This window comes from Thioalkalivibrio sp. AKL10, assembly GCF_000381845.1.
Taxonomy (GTDB): domain Bacteria; phylum Pseudomonadota; class Gammaproteobacteria; order Ectothiorhodospirales; family Ectothiorhodospiraceae; genus Thioalkalivibrio; species Thioalkalivibrio versutus.
Map to the genome: position 1 here is coordinate 910017 of NZ_KB907142.1, position 18119 is coordinate 928135.

An 18119-nucleotide genomic window follows, 5' to 3' on the forward strand; every position below is an offset into this window, starting at 1 on the left:
AGGCCCCGCCGGGGCGTAATCCGGCAGGGCCTGGGGTGGTAGACACCCCGGCGGTCCTGGCCGTCGGGGTGTCCGTGCTACGGCGTTAGAAGTCGTAGCGCATGCCGATCGACAGTGCCGTGGCCGTCTGGCCGAGGGGATTGGCATCGTCGGGGTTGGCACTGCGGGCCGCACTCCAGGGGCTCAAGGCGGAGTTCGCGTCGTTGTCGACCATTGCGACGTTGCCGTAGAAACGCAGGTCACTGTCGACACGGTATTCGAGGCCAAGCGCATACATGGTGGCGTCGGCATCGTCCAGATCGGAATCCAGCTGGAAGGCGTGGCCGTTCAGGTACATGTTCGATGTCAGGCGGAACTGCCCGCCCAGGCCGTACACATCTGCTTCGTCGCCATTGGTAGTTTCCGAGTTCTGGTAGAAGGCACCCATGCGGAAGGCCGGCGTGATGCGGTAGCCAACGGCCAGGCGCCAGGCATCCGGATCCATCGCGCCGTCTTCCTGTTTTTCGTAGGCCAGGGCACCGGTCAGGTCGCCCATGTTGAGATTCAGCGAGGTGGAGTAGGCCTTGTTGGTCGCACCGTCCACGGTGGAGGCATCGCCGGTCTCGTTGGAGTACTGGATGTTCCAGGTCAGGCCGCCGAAGCTGGGGGTCTGGTAGTGGATGCTGTTGTTGAAGCGCTCGTCGAAACGTCCGGTCTGGGCGCGTGAGCGAGTCAGGTTGCGCATATCGCCGACCTGATCGCCGAAGAAGTTGGCCGGGCCACGGGCGCGCTTGAACGGGGTGTCGAACTTGCCGATCCGCAGCATGCCCCACTCGGAACCCTTCAGGCCCACAAAGGTGTCGCGGGTCGCGAAGTTTGTGCCGTTGGTGTCGAAATCGATCTGCTGCTCGATCTGGAACATGCCGACCAGCTGTTCGCGGAATTCGCGCTCGCCCTTGAAGCCCAGGCGGCTGGAATTGCTCGAGACGTTGAATTCGTTGTATTCGGCGCCGTCATCCAGGATGTCGGCGGACAGGTGGGCGCGGCCGTACAGCGTCCAGTCGGCGGTGGCCAGGGCCGGGACGACCAGGCCGGCGGCGATCAGGCTGGTCAGCAGGTGCTTGCGGTTCATGGATTTCTCCCCTATTTGCGTTTGAACGTTTGCGAGACGCGAGTGCCTCTCGACAGGGCGCAAGCATGGGGAGGCCGGGTGACGCCCCGGTTAAGCTGCGATGAAGATCGCGTTAAAAGGCAACACTGTTGTGTAGACGCAACGGCTATCCGGGGGAACCGGTCGAAGCGTGCCCGGTCTGCTCAGGCAAGGGCGACACGATCTGCCCGAATGTCGAACACACGTCAGGGGAAGAAGATCATGACGACATCCGTAAAGGCGCTGGCCACGGTCGTGGCGTTCACACTGGCGGGTATGGCGAACGCCCAGGCCACCCCGGTGGGTGTGGCGCAGGGGCTGGATGCGGACGAGCGGGTCCTGGTGCATGCCAAGGGCATGGCCGCCGAGGATGCGTTCATGGTGTTGGGGGCGCTGACCGTCAAGGGCCGCTTGATGCGCGACAGCGAGCTTGGCCATGAGGGCTACCGGCCGGATCTGTCGGAGGATCCCATGCAGTCCGTCGGCCAGACCTGGCTGGAGCTGCTGGATACCGTGCACGGCCGGCTGGTCGACGACGGCCGCATCCGGGCGCATGCAGGGGGTGATGACGAGGCGGCCCCGGCGGTCTATGCCGATGCGGCCTACCTCTATCACATGCATCACAGCGCCGGGCGTTTCGAGCATCTCGGTCTGTACGACGAGCTGACGCATACGCCCTCGCCATTGATCTCTATCCTCACCAGCCATGTCGTCAACGAGCGCCACGCCGACGGGGTCATGCATGCGGCGAATGATTCCGAAGCCGACGGCTTCGCCTACGGGCTGGACGCGCTGCATGCCGCGACGTACGCCTGGGTGCGCCAGGACAAACCGGGTGGCGCAGAGGATATGGGTAAGATGGAGCGTGCCGCGCTGGAGGGCTGGCTGGGCCACTCGCGCGAGGATCTGGTGGAGGTCGCCCGGGCCATGGCCGAGGCTGCGGAGGCGGCATGGGACGCGGAGGCCGGCATCTATCAGCTTGACCAGGGCGCGGAGTGGTCGCTGGACCAGATCGGAGCGATGTTGCGCGGCCACAAGGCGCTCTACGAGATGCTGTACCTGTACGGTGACTCGGCGGATGCCGAACGCGCCGCGACCCTGGCGGATCGCGCCGCAGCCATTGCCGGTGCGGTAATGGCGGGCCATGGCCCGATGCGCGACTGGGGCCTTCCGGCCCGGCTGAAATTCGAGGACGGCAATGCCCGAGCAGCCGCCGATTACGTGGATACCGCGGCGCAGTGGCGTTTCGTGCATCAGCTGACTGGCGGCTTCTCGCTACTGCGCGAGCGTGAGGGCACCGCGGGCCTGATCGGCGAGCGCACCCCGGAGCTGGAAGGCCAGGTGGGACGTGCGATCGACCGGTTGTTGTTGGGTGCGCTGGACTACCAGCTGGAGGACGGGACGATCCCCGCGGCCCTCAGTTACGCCGATGGGCGCGTCATCGACCCCCGGGTGACCACACGGTCGGTCGCGGCCTTCGTGCAGGCCGTTGGCAATGGCTACCGCATCGGGGAAGCGTTCGATCGGCCCGGCGCCTGGGAAGAGGGTTCTCCTCTGGCGGAGCGCAGCCGCGCGTTGTATGACGCCTTCCTCGGCCATGGCGAGCTCCTGACCGAACGGCTGATTCTCCGGGAGTAACGGCAGCGTGCCGAAGCGGTTGCTCAGTGCGAGTGGCCGGGATGCCCGTGGCGCATTCAGCGGGGCCGTCCTGGTGCTTCCCCTGGCAGGCTTGGGGCTCGCCCCGGCATGGGCGGAGGATGAGGCGCCGCCGGTGCTCGATCCGGTCGAGATCACGGTGACGGCGCCGCGCCTGGCGACCCCGCTGGCGGATCTGCCGGCGGCGGTCAGCCGGGTCGACGAGCGCCAGGCCACCGAGGGGCGCCAGGGCCTGCAGCTGGACGAGGCGCTCAACCGTGTGCCGGGGTTGTTCGCGCAGAACCGCTACAACTTTGCCCAGGATGCGCGAATCTCGATCCGCGGGTTCGGTTCACGCGCCCCGTTCGGGGTGCGTGGACTGCGCATCCTCCAGGACGGGATCCCCGAGACCACGCCGGACGGGCAGTCGCAGGTGGATGCCATCGATCTGCTGAATCTGCGCGACATTGAAGTGCTGCGCGGGCCCAGCGCGGCGTTGTACGGCAATGCCTCCGGCGGTGTGATCGCTGCGCGCACCCGCGATGGGCGGGATCCGCGCGGCTTCGGCAGCGGGGTGCTGCTGGGCAGCTACGGCTATCGTCGCGCCGAGGCGGTGGCGGAGCAGGACCACGGCACCCACCGCTATTCCCTGACCGCACATGATTTCGCCATCGACGGCTACCGCGAACAGTCCACCGCCGAGAAGCGCTATCTGCGCCTGCACACCGCCTCGGAACTGGAAGCCGGCACCCTCAACTTTCACCTGCGCTACCTCGATGCGCCGCGCACCGATGACCCCGGCGGCCTGACCCGCGAGGAGATGCGCGAGGACCGGCGTGCCGCGGCCCCGCTGGCCACGGCGCTGGACAGTACCCAGTCCGCCGAACAGCTGACCACCGGCCTGCAATGGGAGCAGCCGCTGGCCGGGGGCGAGCTGCGCCTGGGCGGATTCTGGACCCAGCGCGATTATGCGCAGCAGCTCCCCTTCCCCGGGGATTCCCGGGTGGCCTACGAACGCGATTTCTATGGGATCAATGCCCAGTACGAGCGCGATATCGGGCCGACCCGCGTGCTGACCGGTGTTGATCTGGAGGAGCAGCGCGACGACCGGACCCGGCGCTGTACCGACATTCAGGGAGCCGCGAACTGCCCGGGTGGCACGCCTTCGATCGGCGACCTGACGTTGGATCAGCGTGAACAGGCGCGCTCTCGCGGGGTATTTGTCCAGACCGATACCGCACTCGGGTCGGACTGGAACCTGGTGGCCGGCGCCCGTCACGACCGTATTCGCATGTCCATCGACGATCACTTCGTCGAGCGGTTTGACGACGGTAATGACGTCACGGACCGATCAGGCCGGCGGACCTTTGACGAGACCAGCGGCATGGCCGGGCTGATCTGGCACTTCCGGCCCGAGTATCGCGCCTACGTGAATGTGGCGACCAACTTCGAGACCCCGACCTTCACCGAGTTTGCCAATCCGGAGGGCGGAGGCGGCTTTAATCCCGAGGTCGACCCACAACGGGCGCGCAGTATCGAGGTCGGTATCCGGCGCGAGAATCCGCAGCTCTCCTGGGAGGCCTCGGTCTACGCTACCCGGGTGCGCGACGAGCTGTCGCCGTACCAGCTTGAAGGTCAGGGCGACCGGACGTTCTATACCAACGCCGGGCGCACGGCCCGCGATGGCGTTGAGCTAAGCGCAGACTGGCGGTTGAACCCACAGTGGACCCTGAGCGCCGCTGCAAGCCTCAATCGTTTCCGTTTTCGCGAGTTCGAGGATGCCGAGGGTGTTCGCCATGACGGCAACCGGATGCCGGGGCTGCCGCGCGAGCAGTTGTTCGTCGAGGCCGACTGGCGCGACGGCCCCTGGTTCGTGACCGTGGACGCGCTGCATGTGGGGTCGCGTTACGCGGATAACGCGAACACGGAGAAGGTGGGGCCGCAGACGACGCTGAACCTGCGCGCCGGCCGGTTCTGGCAGCAGGGAGGTACCCGCGCCGAGGCCTTCGTCGCCGCCAACAACCTGCTGGATGCGGACAATGTCGACAACATCCGGATCAATGCGGCGGGCGGCCGCTACTACGAGCCAGCGCCGGGTCTGACCTTGATGGCGGGGGTGCGGATGTATTTCGGACAGTGAGAGGGGGGCGGTGCGGTTCGCTGCGCTCACGGCACCCTACGATCTGCGGGTCCGGAAGCATCATCGTAGGATGCGCTGAGCGTAGCGAACCGCATCAACACACGTGTCCGACTAATCACGTCGCCCCGGTTCCTCCGGCGGCTGTCTTGGCTCGATCTCGTCCAACCGCCCCTGCTCGATCTTGCGCAGGGTCTCCGGGTCGGTCTCGTCGTCGTCCTCCCAGGAGGATCGGCGCGCCGGGGGTAACGGGTCACGCCGGTACAGGAACCCGCCACAGACCGCGCCCACCACCGCGCCGAACAGGTGTGCCTCGAAGGACACCTTGGGACCACTGGGGAACACGCCCCACAGCATGCTTCCGTAAAGGAACAGGATGATGATGGCGAGCGCGATGGACAGCGCATCGCGGCGGCGAATCCCGATCACGACCGCGAAGAACATCAGACCGTGGGTAAGGCCGGACGCCCCGATGTGCAGCCCCTCGCGGGCAAACAGCCACACGCCCAGTCCACCCATCAGCCAGATCAGCGGCACCGCCGTGCGCGTGGCCTGGGGAAAGCCGTAGAGGGTCAGCATGCCCAGCACCCAGAGGGTCGGGACATTGGCCAGCAGGTGGCCCCAGGAGCCGTGGATCAGCGGCGAGGTGATGATGCCCAGCACCCCGACCGCGTCGCGCGGGAGGATGCCCAGGCGTGACCAGTCACCGCCGGTCAGCTCCTGCAGCGCATGGATCGCGATCAGGATGCCGGCCCCGAGCATGGGCCACATCAGGGCGCGCCGAATGCGCTCGCGTTCGGCCCTGGGATCGGTCGGGGGTGCCGGCCGGCGCAGATTCATCATGTGCCTAGCCTGCCACGCTCGGGCACGAGGTCCAATTTCTCTGGCTCCCGGGCGCCGCCCCTGGCACCGTCATTGCGAGGCCCCGCAGGGGCCGTGGCAACCTCCCAAAGCTGGCACCGAGTCGGGAGCCGGTGGTTCCGGATGGAGGTTGCCGCGTCGCCTTCGGCTCCTCGCAATGACGGTGCCGAAGGCGAACGGCGGGATTAGTGCCCGCCCGGCCCCAGGTCGGCGCCCTTGTCGTGCAGGGCGAGCTTGTCGTGGAGTTCGCCGCTTTCGCCGTGCGGGGTCTTCACGTCGACCTCCATGCCGTTACGGCGGAACTTGCCGACCACCTTGTCGATCGCGGCCACGGCCGAGCTGTCCCACAGCGAGGCGCGGGTCAGGTCGATCTCGACGTTATGGATGCCTTCGCGGTAGTCGAAGCTGTCGATGAACTTGTCCACGGCGACGAAGAAGAGCTGGCCGCGAACGGTGTAGATACGGGTCTTGCCGTCCTCCGACAGGTCACTCTTCACTTCCACCGCCTTGACCATCTTGCGCGCGAAGAAGATCGCGGCGAGCAGCACGCCGGCGAACACGCCCATCGACAGGTCGTGGGTGATCACGGTGACCGCGACGGTCACGATCAGCACCACGGCATCGGTGCGCGGTAGCTTGTGCAGCGTGGTCAGCGAGCCCCAGTCGAACGTGGCGATGGAGACCATGATCATCACCGCGACCAGCGCGGCCATCGGGATGATCGAGACCAGGTCGCCCAAGAACACGATGAACAGCAGGAGGAAGAGGCCGGCCGCCAGCGTGGACAAACGGCCGAGCCCTCCGGACTTGATGTTGATGACCGACTGGCCAATCATCGCGCAGCCGGCCATGCCGCCGAAGAAGCCGGTGACGATATTGGCGATGCCCTGGCCCTGGGCCTCGCGGTTCTTGCCGGAGGGGGTGTCGGTCAGGTCATCGAGGATCGAGGCTGTCAGCAGCGACTCCAGCAGACCAACGATCGCCAGCGCGAAGGCGGTCGGGAAGATGATCTGCAGGGTCTCCAGGTTCCACGGGATGTCCGGGAACAGGAACACCGGCAGGCCGGAGGGCAGGTCGCCCATGTCACCGACTTCCAGCGTGGGCATGCCCATGTAGTAGACGACGGCGGTCAGCGCGATGATCGCGACCAGCGGTGGCGGCAGGAGCTTCGGGTAGCCCGGGATCATCGGCAGGCCGTAGAGGATGATCAGGCCGGCCGCGACCAGCGCCCACATGGTGGTGTCGCCATCCACCAGGTAGGGCACCTGGGAGAGAAAGATCAGGATCGCCAGCGCGTTGACGAAGCCGACCAGCACGGTGCGCGGTATGAACATCATGTAGCGCGCGAGCTTGGCCCACGAGAACAGGAGCTGGATGAGCCCGGTCAGGATGGTGGCCGCCAGCAGATACTGCAGCCCGTGCTCGGCCACCAGCGTGACCGTGAGCAGGGCCATCGCCCCGGTTGCCGCCGAGATCATTCCGGGCCGCCCGCCGGCGAAGGCGATCACCACCGCCATGGTGAACGAGGCGTACAGGCCCACGCTCGGGTCCACGCCGGCGATGATGGAGAAGGCAATGGCCTCGGGGATCAGAGCTAGCGCGACCACGATCCCGGCGATCAGGTCGCCGCGGACATTGAAGAACCAGACCTTGCGCTGGCGGGACAGGAAGTCTTGTATGGTCTGCTGCACGTTGCGTTCCCCAATACCGGTGCGCGCCGAAGCCGACCAGGGTCGGGATCAACGGGTGAACGAACAGGTACCAGAGACTTTGGGAGGCGCGGATCCACGCGAAGGGTTGGATCGGCGCTTCCCCGGGAAGTAGCCGGGCCCGGTTGCCACCAGTGGATGGCGCGGTTGCAAGCGGTTCGGTGCCAGTACAGACTGAGAACCGCTCAGGAAAGGCGCGAAATTGTACCACTCTATGTAGTCGGTTCTGAAGTTTTCATGACCCCGGGCGCGTACGCCGGGTCGGTTTCATGCGATCACAAAGGGGATCCCCATGCTGCAGCGCGTCATCATCGCCATCGACTTCTCGCCCGCTTCGGCCTCGGCCCTGGCGATTGCCCGCCAGCACTGCCCGGGGGCGAAGAAGCGGTTGCTCTATGTGATGAAGCCGTCGGACGTGGCCGGTCCCAGCTCTGCCGGTGCGTTCAGTGGTGCGGGCTCGTCGCCGCTGAACGCGAAGGACATGCGCAATGCTGCGGAGGAGAAGGTGCGTGCCCAGATGCAGGAGTGGGCCGAGGCAGACGACGACGTCGCCATCGCCGTGGGCAGCGCCCCCGAGGAAATTTCCCGCCACGCCGAAGAGTGGGGTGCGGACATGATCGTGATGGGGACCCGTGGGCGCAGCCAGATCTCCAACATGCTCTCCGGTTCTGCCACCGAGTGGCTGGTGCGCAATGCGCGCCTGCCGGTGCTGGTGGTGCACGACGTGCCGCTGTCCGACTCGATGAAGGAAAAGCTGCCGCCGGAAGGCGCCGTCGACTGAAGCGGCTCGCAGCCCTCCCGGCATGCAGAAGGCCCGCTTTCAGCGGGCCTTTCTCGTTCCTGCGGCATGCTCTCGCGATGACGGCTGGTCGGGCGTCAGCCCCCGGTCATGGACATGAAGCGCAGGACTTTCTCCGGGCGCTCGGAGAATTCGTGGCGTTCCGGCTTCAGGTTGATGGCCTGGACCACCAGGTCCTCCAGTTCCGAATCGGTGCAGCCCTCGCGCAGGTAGGGGCGCAGGTTCAGGCTGTGGTCGTTGCCGAGGCAGGTGTAGATGGTGCCGTCCACCGACAGGCGCACGCGGTTGCAGGTATCGCAGAAGTGCTGCGAGATCGGGGTGATGAAGCCGATGCGCACATCGGTATCCGGGATCTGCATGTAGCGCGCCGGGCCGCCCCCGGGCATCACGCCGGGCACCAGGTTGTAACGCGGCTCCAGCCGGGCGCGCACATCCTGCAGGTTCACGTAATGGCCCTCTTTCGCCTGGCGGCCCGTGTCGCCCATCGGCATGGTCTCGATGAAGCGCAGGGTGAAGCCGTGCTCGATGCAGAAGTCGACCATGTCCTCGACCTCCGGCTCGTTGATCCCGCCCATCACGACCATGTTGATCTTGATTGGGGCGAGGCCCGCGGCCTTGGAGGCCATCAGCCCGTCCAGCACCTTCTCCAGCTTGCCGCCGGTGATCTCCTTGAAGACCTCGGGCTTGAGCGAATCGAGGCTGACGTTGATCCGGTCGACGCCAGCATCCTTCAGCTCCTGCGCATGGCGCGCCATGCGCGTGGCGTTGGTGGACAGCGAGATATCGTCGATGCCGGGCAGGGCATTCAGGCGCGCGGCCAGATCCGGGAGGTTCTTGCGCACCAGGGGTTCGCCGCCGGTCAGGCGCACGCGACGGGTGCCGAGGCGACCGAAGGCGCCCATCACCCGCTCGATCTCCTCGAAGCTGAGCCAGTGTTCCGGCTCCTCGAAGTCGCGAAAGCCCTTGGGCATGCAGTAGAAACAGCGCAGATCGCAGCGATCGGTGACCGAGAGGCGCACGTATTCGATGCGGCGACCGAAGGCGTCGATCAGGGCGTTTCCTTCCGTGGGGGTGTCGGCGTGTTCCATTGGCGGGCCTGTGACGTCGAGTGGGGCGATATGTTCCGTGGTACACATCGTAGATCATTTTGCGGCCTTTGCCACCCGAACGTGCAAATCATCTGTGGATTCGCGTCACAATAAAAAAAATCTTCACCCGATAACTCTGGTTTATCCGCAAATAGAAAAGACTCGTTGGCAGAATGTGTCCGCTCCGTCCACAATGCGCGATGCATAACTGAACCGAGATCACGAGGTCGCCCCCATGAGCGCGTTGCCCGAATTCGAAAAGCACGGCGAGCAGGAGATCAAGTACACCACCTGCTACATGTGCGCCTGTCGTTGCGGTATCAAGGTTACCGTCCAGGACAACAAGGTCCGCTACATCCAGGGGAATCGGCACCACCCGATCAACAAGGGTGTGCTCTGCGCCAAGGGCAACGCGGGGATCATGAAGCAGCAGTCCCCGGCGCGCCTGCACCAGCCGATGCGCCGCAAGCCGGGCACCGAGCGCGGTGCCGGCGAGTTCGAGCCGATCTCCTGGGACGAGGCGCTGGACACCCTGTCCGCGCGCCTGCAGAAGATCCGCGAGACCGACCCGCGCAAGCTGGCGTTCTTCACCGGCCGTGACCAGATGCAGGCCCTGACCGGCCTGTGGGCAACCCAGTTCGGTACCTACAACTGGGCGGCCCACGGTGGCTTCTGCTCGGTGAACATGGCCGCCGGCGGCCTGTACACCACGGGCTTCGCCTTCTGGGAATTCGGCGACCCCGACTGGGATCGCACCAAGTACCACATGCTCTGGGGTGTGGCGGAAGACCATGCCTCCAACCCGATCAAGATCGGGCTGGAAAAGCTCAAGCGCAGCGGCGGCAAGTTCGTCGCGATCAACCCGGTGCGCACCGGCTACCAGGCGATCGCCGACGAGTGGGTGGGCATCAAGCCCGGCACCGACGGCCTGTTCGCGCTGTCGATGCTGCACGTGCTGCTGAAGAACGACCAGTTCGACTGGGACTTCCTGGTGCGCTACACCAACGCCACCCAGCTGGTGGTACAGACCCCGGGCCAGAAGGGCGACGGCCTGATCCTGCGTGACGAGGCCGGCAACCCGCAGGTCTGGGAACTGGAGCAGGAGGCCTTCGTCGACGGCAGCCAGGTCGACATCAAGCCGGCCCTGTTCGGTGAGTACACCGCCCCGGACGGCCGCCCGGTCAAGACCGTGATGACCCTGCTGGCCGAACGTTACCTGGCGGACGAGTATTCCCCGGAGAATACCGCCGCGGTGACCGGCATCCCGGCCGAGCAGACCGAGCGCCTGGCGCTGGAGATGGCCCACGTCGCGTTCAAGGAGACCATCGAGCTCGACATCGAGTGGACCGACTCCTGGGGCCGCAAGCACGACAAGGTGTTCGGGCGTCCGGTGTCCATGCACGCGATGCGCGGCATCTCCGCGCACTCCAATGGATTCCAGACCTGCCGCGCGATCCACCTGCTGCAGATCATGCTGGGCTCGGTGGACTGCCCCGGCGGTCACCTCGCCAAGCCGCCATATCCGAAGCACATCCCGCCGGGCATCAAGCCGGCCAAGGAATGCGCCCCGAACACCCCGCTGAAGAGCCCGCCGCTCGGTTTCCCGACCGCGCCGGAGGATCTGGTCATCGATGACGACGGCAACCCGCTGCGTATCGACAAGGCCTTCTCCTGGGATGCGCCGGTGTCCAACCACGGCATGATGCACATGGTGGTGACCAATGCGGTCAACGCCGACCCGTACCCGATCGACACCCTGATCTTCTTCATGGCGAACATGTCGTGGAACTCCACGATGAACACCGCCGAAGTGATGGACATGCTGCGGTCCAAGGACGAGAACGGCGAGTACAAGATCCCGTTCCTGGTGGTCTCGGATGCGTTCAATTCCGAGATGGTCAGCTTCGCCGACCTGGTGCTGCCGGATACCACCTATCTGGAGCGCTACGACACCATCTCCATGCTCGACCGCCCGATCTCCGAGCCGGCCGCGGCGGCGGATTCCATCCGTCACCCGATCCTCGAGCCCGATCGCAACGTGCGGCCGTGGCAGGAGGTCATGGTCGAGCTGGCCGGGCGCCTGAAGTTCCCGGCGTTCACCAAGGACGATGGCAGCCGCAAGTTCTCGGACTACAAGGACTTCATCGTCAACTTCGAGAAGGAGCCGGGCATCGGCTTCCTGTCCGGCTATCGCGGCAAGGACGGCCAGAGCCACTTGCGCGGCGAGCCGAACCCGAAGCAGTGGGAGGCGTACATCGAGAACCAGGGGTTCTTCCTGTACCACCTGGCGCCGAACCAGCAGTTCTACCGCTACGCCAACAAGGACTACCTGGAGCTGGCCAAGCACGCCGGCTGGGTGGGCAAGACCGATCCGATCACGATCGAGATCTACTCCGAGACCCAGCAGCGCTTCAAGCTGGCCGGCCAGGGCCTGTACGACGGCCCGCAACCGACCAAGCAGGAGCACAAGGACCGGCTGACCCAGTACTTCGATCCGCTGCCCATCTGGCACAAGCCGCTGGAGCAGACCCGGATCGACGAGGACGAGTACCCGTTCTACGCGGTCAACCAGCGCCCGATGTTCATGTACCACTCCTGGGATTCGCAGAACGCCTGGCTGCGCCAGATCTGCGCTCAGAACTACCTGTACATGAACCGTCAGAAGGCGGAGTCCATGGGCATCGAGGATCTGTCCTGGGTGTGGCTGGAGTCGCACAACGGCAAGATCCGCGTGCAGGTCAAGCTGATCGAGGGCTGCGAGCCCAGCACCGTCTGGACCTGGAACGCCATCGGCAAGCAGAAGGGCGCCTGGGGCCTGAAGCCGGAGGCGAACGAGTCGCAGAAGGGCTTCCTGATGAATCACCTGATCAGCGAGCTGCTCCCGAAGAAGGGCGACCCGATCGACAACATCACCAACTCCGACCCGGTCACCGGGCAGGCCGCGTGGTACGACCTCAAGGTCAAGATCACCCCGGCCGGTCCCGACGAGCAGAGCGCCTGGCCGCAGTTCGACGAGGTGAAGGCCACGCCGGGCATGTCCGAATCGCCGGACCAGCTGCGCTACCACGCGCACAAGCCCGTGCACCTGAACCGCGACATCCGCGACGTGCTCACGCGCGGTTCGCTGGACGACGAGAAAAACTGATCCGGCCCGGTTCCGCGACGGCCTCAAGGCCATCGCGGGGCTTGCCCGCACGAACGATTTGAGGGAGTACCAACCATGCGACTTGGACTCGTAATCGACATGGACACCTGCGTGGGCTGCCATGCCTGCGCGGTGGCCTGCAAGCAGTGGAACACCAGCGGCACCACGGGTCCGCTGACCGACTATCGCCCCTACGGCGAGGACCCGAGCGGCGTGTGGTTCAACCGCATCCGCCACTACGAGGTCGGGGACTACCCCAACAACAAGACCGTCAACATCCCGATGTCCTGCATGCACTGCGAGCATGCCGACTGCGTGAATGTCTGCCCGACCGGCGCCTCCTACAAGCGCCCGGAAGACGGCATCGTGCTGGTCGATCAGGACAAGTGCATGGGCTGCAACTACTGCGCCTGGGCCTGCCCGTACGGCGCTCGCGAGCTCGACCGCGAAGACGGCGTGATGAAGAAGTGCACGCTTTGCGTGGACCGCATCTACGACGAGCAGCTGCCGCCGGAAGAGCGTCAGCCCGCCTGCGTCATCACCTGCCCGGCGCACGCGCGTTTCTTCGGCGACTTCGATGACGACGCCTCCGAGGTGAGCCGCCTGGTCCGCGAGCGTGGCGGCGTGAAGCAGATGCCCGAGCTTGGCTACAAGCCGGTCAACACCTATCTGCCGCCGCGGATCACCCGTTCCATCCCCACCGACGACGTGCGTGCCAACACGCTGATCACCTCGGTGAAGGACTGGGTCAACAAGATGGTAGCGCGCTAAGCGCGCCCGATCGGGGAGAGAAAACCATGCATCCGGCGTTTTCCGTCATTCTGTTTACTGTCATCTCCGGTGCGGGCTACGGCCTGTTCCTGTTGCTGGTGGCCTTCCATCTCGCGGGCATCGGTCCGGTCATGAGCCATGGCGAGCTGATCGCGCACGGGGTTGCGGCCCTGGGCATGATCACCGTCGGGCTCATGCTGTCCACCGGCCACCTGGCGAACAAGAAGAACGCCTGGCGTTCCTTCATGCGCTTCAAGACCTCCTGGCTCTCGCGCGAGGCGGTATTTGCCGTTCTGTTCTACCCGTTCGCCGCGATCTATGGCCTCGGCGTGCTGCTGCAGGGCCACGAAGTCGGTCCGTTGGCCGCAGTGGCTGGCGCCATCGCCGCCGTGCTGGCGGTGGTCACGCTGTTCTCCACCGGGATGATCTACGGCTGCCTGAAGACCATCCGCCAGTGGAACACCGCGCTGACCCCGGCCAACTACATCCTTCTGGGTGTGGCCACCGGCGCCGTCGCCTTCGCCGCCATTGCCAGTGTGTTCGGCAACGCCACCGCGATGCATGCGGGCGTGGCCATCGTGCTGCTGCTGATCGCCGGCGTCCTCAAGGGGATCTACTACTTCTGGATCTCCCGCGTGACCGGCCCGACCATCAACACCGCCACCACCTTCAACCGCGCGACCGTGCGCTTGCTGGATACCGGGCACACCGCCGGTACCTTCCTGACCGACGAGTTTGGCTACGATGCAGGCAAGAACACCACCGATACCCTGAAGATGGGTGTGTTCCTGCTCGCGTTCGGCACCCCGATCCTGGTGTTCGCCGCGATCCTGTCCGGTGTGCCGGCCATCGTGGCCTGGCTCGGCCTGGTCGCGGCCCTGGTGGGTGTGGTCATGGAGCGCTGGTTGTTCTTCGCCGAGGCCCGGCACGTCGTGCGCTTGTACCACGGGGACCAGCACACCTGAGCCCCGCTGGCTGAAGTGGCACATCGAACGCCCGCCTTGCGCGGGCGTTTTCATGGGCGGCCGTCGTGGCCGCTGGCCGGCGGGCGCGGATGTCTTACTCGCGCTGCTTGTCCTGGCGCATGCCGTGGATGATGTAATAGCCCACGTAGCCAAAGAAGGCCACGATCCCCAGCAGGGTGATGATGGTCAGAATGCCGATGGGCGACTGGAACATGATTTCGGTCAGCATGAGGGTTCTCCTGAGGTCTCGTTGCACCTCTGAAGCTAGCGCTGCCCCGGGCTGTCGAATTTGATCCAGATCAAGGCAGTAGCCGATCGCCCCGGCAACCCTGTGCATCCAGTTTCGTGATGCAACTACGCACGTTTGCTGCCAGTCGGCCTATCATTAGAGCGAGCTGATGCTATGGGTGGTGCGCCATTGCCGGTGCACTGCTGCGACGAGGTCCCTTTGAAACACTGGTACACCATTCAATGCAAACCCCGGGAAGAAGCCCGCGCCGAGGCGAATCTCGACCGCCAGGGGTATCGCACGTTCCGGCCGCTGATCCGCCGGCCCATTCGCCGCGGGGGGCGTCGCACCGCCGTCACCGAGTCCCTGTTTCCGCGCTACCTCTTCGCACAGCTTTGCGAGGTCGCAGAAAACTGGGCCCCAATTCGCTCTACGCGCGGCGTGCTTGGTTTGGTGCGCTTTGGCTCCAGCCCGGTGCCGGTTCCCGAGCCGGTCATCGAGGGGATCCGCCTGCGCCTGGACCCCGAGAGCGGCTGTCTCGATCTTACCCGTGACAGTGACTTCGCCCCGCAGCAGCCGGTCACCATCACGGATGGGCCGTTCCAGGGGCGCGAGGCCTTGTTTCTCGCCCGTACCGGAGAAGAGCGCGTGATCGTTCTCATGCAGATCATGAGCCAGTGTCAGCAGGTCGAGCTGCCGGCTGCGGCCGTGGGGCCTGTTGTCTGATCGGGCAGTGCGAGGGCAAGGCGGTCGTCTGCGATGTGCAGAGACTGGGGATTGTCCGGGTGGGGCGGATCGGTTGTCCCGTTCAGCGGGCCTCGGCTGGAGAAGGGGCGTCCGGCCCCGGGATCCATCCGCATAACGAAGAAGGGCCCATACAATGGGCCCTTCTTCGTCGTCATGATGGCGCGCCCGGCAGGATTCGAACCTGCGACCCCTGCCTTCGGAGGGCAGTACTCTATCCAGCTGAGCTACGGGCGCAAGATCTGCAATGATACGGGCGCGAGCTTTGACGCGTCCAGCCATATTTGACCGCCACACTCGGTTTGTGGTCGTGGTTTGCATGATGCCCTATACTCTGCGCCCGATTTGCGCTTGATGCGCGAGGGCTTTCGAATAGCACACCACATGGCCGCTCAAGGCCGGGATCTCGGAGGGAGAGAAGTGGGAAATCAACCGATCAAGATGGACACCGGGAACAAGGTGTTGCTGTTTATTGCGTCCCTGGCCTTGCTGGGTACGGTCCTTTTCCTGGTGTCGCACCTGGCCGGCTGGCTTGCCGGCATGCAGGTGTCCCAGCCCGACACCGTGAGTGACGAGCGCGTCGCCCAGCGCATCGCGCCGATCGGTCAGGTGGTGTCCGGCCAGGTGGATAGCGCCGAGGAAGCCGCGGACCTGACCCCGGGCGACCTCTACTCGAACGTCTGCGCGGCCTGCCATGACACTGGTGTTTCCGGCGCCCCGCTCAAAGACGACACCGACGAGTGGAGCAATCGCCTGAACGACAAGGGCCTGGACACCCTGTTCGCCAACTCGATCAACGGCATCGGCGCCATGCCGGCGCGCGGTGGCGATCCCAGCCTGAGCGACGAGCAGATGCGCGACGTGGTCGCCTACATGCTGGACGAGGCCGGGGTCGATCACGACTACGAAGGCAGTGATAACGGCAATGGCGATTCCGCCGCCGAAGACGCTGCCGGGGGCGAAGAGCCGGTCGCCACTACCGAGACTGGCGAAGCGGCGGCCGAAGAAGAGGCCGAAGCGGTTGCCGCCATCGCGGTTGAAGATGGTGATGCGGAGCGCGGTCAGTCGCGTTACAACACCTGTGTTGCCTGCCACGGTGCCCAGGGTCAGGGTACCCCGGTGTTCCCGAAGCTGGCCGGTCGTGATGCCGAGTACATTGCCGACAAGCTGGTGCGTTACCGCGCCGGCGAGACCGTTGGCGACCAGACCGCGCTGATGACGCCGAATGCGGCCAACCTGTCGGACGAGGACATCGCCGACCTGGCCGTCTACGTGGCGACCTTCGAAGACTGATCGTCCCCGTAGGAACGGCAGTACAAAACCCCGCCCAGGTATCGCCTGGGCGGGGTTTCTCTTTTGGTGCCTCCTATTGCGTGCGCCAGTGGTCCAGGGCGCGATAGCTCAGAGCTTCGGTCAGGTGCTGGGTCGCGATCGCCTTGGCGTCGTTGAGATCGGCAATGGAGCGCGCCACCCGCAGGATGCGGTGGTAGGCCCGCGCGGAGAGGCGGAAGCGTTCCGCAGCCTTGTCCAGCAGCTCCCGGTCAGCCGTGCCGAGGACGGCGTACCGGTCCAGGGCTGAGCCATCGAGTGCGCTGTTCAGTCCGTTCTGGCGCTCGCGCTGCACCTTGCGGGCCCGCGCGACGCGTTTCGCCACGGAGGCCGAGTCTTCGGATGCGTCGGCCGATCCGGCCAGGTCCCCGGGTGGGATGCGCGGGACCTCGATGGCCAGGTCAATCCGGTCGAGTAACGGTGCGGAAAGGCGCTTGCGGTGGCGGGCCCGCTGCTCCGGGGTGCATTCGCAGCGTTCGGCGAGGTCGCAATCGAAGCCCTGTGGGCAGGGGTTCATCGCACCGACCAGCTGGAAGCGGGCCGGAAACTCGGCCTGGCGGGCCGCGCGCGAGATGTGGATGACGCCACTCTCCAGCGGTTCGCGCAGTACGTCGAGCACCGAGCGGCTGAATTCGGTGAGTTCGTCGAGGAACAATACGCCCTGGTGCGCGAGTGAGATCTCGCCGGGGCGTGGTGTACTGCCGCCACCGACCAGCGCGACGCCCGAGGCGGTGTGGTGCGGGGACCGAAACGGACGCGCCCGCCAGTCCTGGCGCAGGTGCGAACTGCCGCGCAGGCTGTGGATGGCCGCGGTCTCCAGGGCTTCGGCCTCGTCCATTGGCGGCAGGATGCCGGGGATGCGCGCGGCCAGCATGGATTTGCCGCTCCCGGGTGGGCCGACCATCAGCAGGTGATGCCCGCCGGCGGCGGCGATCTCCAGGGCCCGCCGCGCCTGGTGCTGGCCGCGCACGTCGGCGAGGTCGGGGTGCGCGGGTGCGGACGGCTCGGGCGGTTGTGCCGGCACCAGGGCCTCGCGCCCCGCCAGCGCGGCGCAGACGGCGCTCAGGTGCGAGCCGGTGAGGACCCGGGCGCGGCTGGCGAGGGCCGCCTCCGCCCCATCCTCCGGGTTCACCACCAGCGCCCGCTCGGCGTCGGCTGCCGCAAGTCCGGCAGCCAGGGTGCCACCCACCGGGCGCAAGGTGCCGTCCAGCCCCAGCTCGCCGAGGAACTCGTGCCGGGCCAGGGCCGTGGCCGGGATCTGCTGGCTGGCGGCCAGGATGCCCAGCGCAATGCCGAGGTCGAAGCGGCCGCCGTCCTTGGGCAGGTCGGCGGGGGCCAGGTTGACGGTGATGCGGCGCCGTGGGAACTCGAACCCGCTGGTCTGGATCGCCGCCCGAACGCGGTCGCGGCTCTCGCGCACCGCGGCCTCGGGCAGGCCGACGATCTGGAAGGCGGGTAGCCCGTTGGCCAGGTGGGTCTCGATGGTGACCAGCGGGGCGTGAATGCCGTCGATGGCGCGGGCGTAGGCGATGGTGACGGGCATCCGTGCCCCTCCGTTCTGCCGCCCGGCATCCGTGC

At 66.0% G+C, this 18119-nt stretch carries 14 protein-coding genes and 1 tRNA gene; 8 read left to right on the plus strand and 7 right to left on the minus strand.

Annotated features, from left to right (window positions below):
• Positions 1-85: 85 nt before the first annotated feature.
• Entirely contained in the window at positions 86-1111 is a 1026-nt protein-coding gene (locus G333_RS0104370) for a porin (RefSeq protein ID WP_019627768.1), read from the minus strand.
• Positions 1112-1321: 210 nt separating this feature from the next.
• Here G333_RS0104370 and G333_RS0104375 point away from each other — a divergent pair, with 210 nt between their 5' ends.
• Together G333_RS0104375 and G333_RS0104380 are read left to right on the plus strand one after the other, a co-directional pair.
• A complete protein-coding gene (locus G333_RS0104375) occupies positions 1322-2767 on the plus strand; it encodes a hypothetical protein (RefSeq protein ID WP_018950936.1) in 1446 nt (481 codons plus the stop codon).
• Between the two features lie 73 nt (positions 2768-2840).
• A complete protein-coding gene (locus G333_RS0104380) occupies positions 2841-4904 on the plus strand; it encodes a TonB-dependent receptor (RefSeq protein ID WP_231373025.1) in 2064 nt (687 codons plus the stop codon).
• A 111-nt stretch (positions 4905-5015) separates the two neighbouring features.
• Here the strand turns inward: G333_RS0104380 and G333_RS0104385 are convergent, their stop codons facing one another.
• Positions 5016-5744: a rhomboid family intramembrane serine protease gene (locus G333_RS0104385; RefSeq protein WP_018948200.1), complete on the minus strand. Its 729-nt coding sequence runs from the start codon at positions 5742-5744 to the stop codon at positions 5016-5018.
• A 203-nt stretch (positions 5745-5947) separates the two neighbouring features.
• Positions 5948-7453, minus strand: coding sequence for a SulP family inorganic anion transporter (locus tag G333_RS0104390; RefSeq protein WP_019627770.1), 1506 nt, complete (start codon positions 7451-7453; stop codon positions 5948-5950).
• A gap of 310 nt (positions 7454-7763) precedes the next feature.
• On the opposite strand from G333_RS0104390, the gene G333_RS0104395 reads away from it, so the two are divergent.
• The gene (locus G333_RS0104395) at positions 7764-8252 is read left to right on the plus strand and encodes a universal stress protein (protein WP_018145067.1); all 489 of its coding nucleotides are present in this window, start codon (positions 7764-7766) and stop codon (positions 8250-8252) included.
• A 95-nt stretch (positions 8253-8347) separates the two neighbouring features.
• Here the strand turns inward: G333_RS0104395 and moaA are convergent, their stop codons facing one another.
• Positions 8348-9358 carry a GTP 3',8-cyclase MoaA gene (gene moaA, locus G333_RS0104400; protein ID WP_018168892.1) on the minus strand — a complete coding sequence of 337 codons (1011 nt, stop codon included), beginning with the start codon at positions 9356-9358 and terminating at the stop codon, positions 8348-8350.
• Between the two features lie 235 nt (positions 9359-9593).
• Here moaA and G333_RS0104405 point away from each other — a divergent pair, with 235 nt between their 5' ends.
• The 3 genes from G333_RS0104405 (at position 9594) to G333_RS0104415 (ending at position 14239) form a co-directional block, all read left to right on the plus strand.
• Positions 9594-12503, plus strand: a complete 2910-nt coding sequence (locus tag G333_RS0104405) for a molybdopterin oxidoreductase family protein (RefSeq protein WP_019627771.1) — start codon at positions 9594-9596, stop codon at positions 12501-12503.
• Positions 12504-12578: 75 nt separating this feature from the next.
• On the plus strand, positions 12579-13274 hold the full coding sequence (locus G333_RS0104410) for a 4Fe-4S dicluster domain-containing protein (RefSeq protein ID WP_038032074.1): 696 nt from the start codon (positions 12579-12581) through the stop codon (positions 13272-13274).
• 26 nt (positions 13275-13300) lie between these two features.
• Positions 13301-14239, plus strand: coding sequence for a DmsC/YnfH family molybdoenzyme membrane anchor subunit (locus G333_RS0104415; RefSeq protein ID WP_019627772.1), 939 nt, complete (start codon positions 13301-13303; stop codon positions 14237-14239).
• Between the two features lie 94 nt (positions 14240-14333).
• Here the strand turns inward: G333_RS0104415 and G333_RS15320 are convergent, their stop codons facing one another.
• The gene (locus G333_RS15320) at positions 14334-14468 is read right to left on the minus strand and encodes a hypothetical protein (RefSeq protein ID WP_018937428.1); all 135 of its coding nucleotides are present in this window, start codon (positions 14466-14468) and stop codon (positions 14334-14336) included.
• Positions 14469-14642: 174 nt separating this feature from the next.
• Here G333_RS15320 and rfaH point away from each other — a divergent pair, with 174 nt between their 5' ends.
• Complete coding sequence (gene rfaH, locus G333_RS0104425; protein WP_018950939.1) at positions 14643-15194, plus strand: transcription/translation regulatory transformer protein RfaH; 552 nt, start codon at positions 14643-14645, stop codon at positions 15192-15194.
• 178 nt (positions 15195-15372) lie between these two features.
• Here rfaH and G333_RS0104430 read toward each other — a convergent pair.
• Positions 15373-15449: transfer RNA gene (locus G333_RS0104430), tRNA-Arg, on the minus strand.
• Positions 15450-15632: 183 nt separating this feature from the next.
• On the opposite strand from G333_RS0104430, the gene G333_RS0104435 reads away from it, so the two are divergent.
• Positions 15633-16505: a c-type cytochrome gene (locus tag G333_RS0104435; protein WP_019563101.1), complete on the plus strand. Its 873-nt coding sequence runs from the start codon at positions 15633-15635 to the stop codon at positions 16503-16505.
• A gap of 73 nt (positions 16506-16578) precedes the next feature.
• Here G333_RS0104435 and G333_RS0104440 read toward each other — a convergent pair whose 3' ends face one another.
• A complete protein-coding gene (locus tag G333_RS0104440; protein WP_019627773.1) occupies positions 16579-18084 on the minus strand; it encodes a YifB family Mg chelatase-like AAA ATPase in 1506 nt (501 codons plus the stop codon).
• Between the last annotated feature and the right edge of the window lie 35 nt (positions 18085-18119).

Excerpts from the sequence above, each read along its gene's own strand:
- G333_RS0104370 (WP_019627768.1), bottom strand. The coding sequence starts at position 1,111 with ATGAACCGCAAGCACCTGCTGACCAGCCTGATCGCCGCCGGCCTGGTC.
- G333_RS0104375 (WP_018950936.1), top strand. The coding sequence starts at position 1,322 with ATGTCGAACACACGTCAGGGGAAGAAGATCATGACGACATCCGTAAAG.
- G333_RS0104385 (WP_018948200.1), bottom strand. The coding sequence starts at position 5,744 with ATGATGAATCTGCGCCGGCCGGCACCCCCGACCGATCCCAGGGCCGAA.
- G333_RS0104395 (WP_018145067.1), top strand. The coding sequence starts at position 7,764 with ATGCTGCAGCGCGTCATCATCGCCATCGACTTCTCGCCCGCTTCGGCC.
- moaA (WP_018168892.1), bottom strand. The coding sequence starts at position 9,358 with ATGGAACACGCCGACACCCCCACGGAAGGAAACGCCCTGATCGACGCC.
- G333_RS0104405 (WP_019627771.1), top strand. The coding sequence starts at position 9,594 with ATGAGCGCGTTGCCCGAATTCGAAAAGCACGGCGAGCAGGAGATCAAG.
- G333_RS0104410 (WP_038032074.1), top strand. The coding sequence starts at position 12,579 with ATGCGACTTGGACTCGTAATCGACATGGACACCTGCGTGGGCTGCCAT.
- G333_RS0104415 (WP_019627772.1), top strand. The coding sequence starts at position 13,301 with ATGCATCCGGCGTTTTCCGTCATTCTGTTTACTGTCATCTCCGGTGCG.
- G333_RS15320 (WP_018937428.1), bottom strand. The coding sequence starts at position 14,468 with ATGCTGACCGAAATCATGTTCCAGTCGCCCATCGGCATTCTGACCATC.
- rfaH (WP_018950939.1), top strand. The coding sequence starts at position 14,643 with ATGGGTGGTGCGCCATTGCCGGTGCACTGCTGCGACGAGGTCCCTTTG.
- G333_RS0104440 (WP_019627773.1), bottom strand. The coding sequence starts at position 18,084 with ATGCCCGTCACCATCGCCTACGCCCGCGCCATCGACGGCATTCACGCC.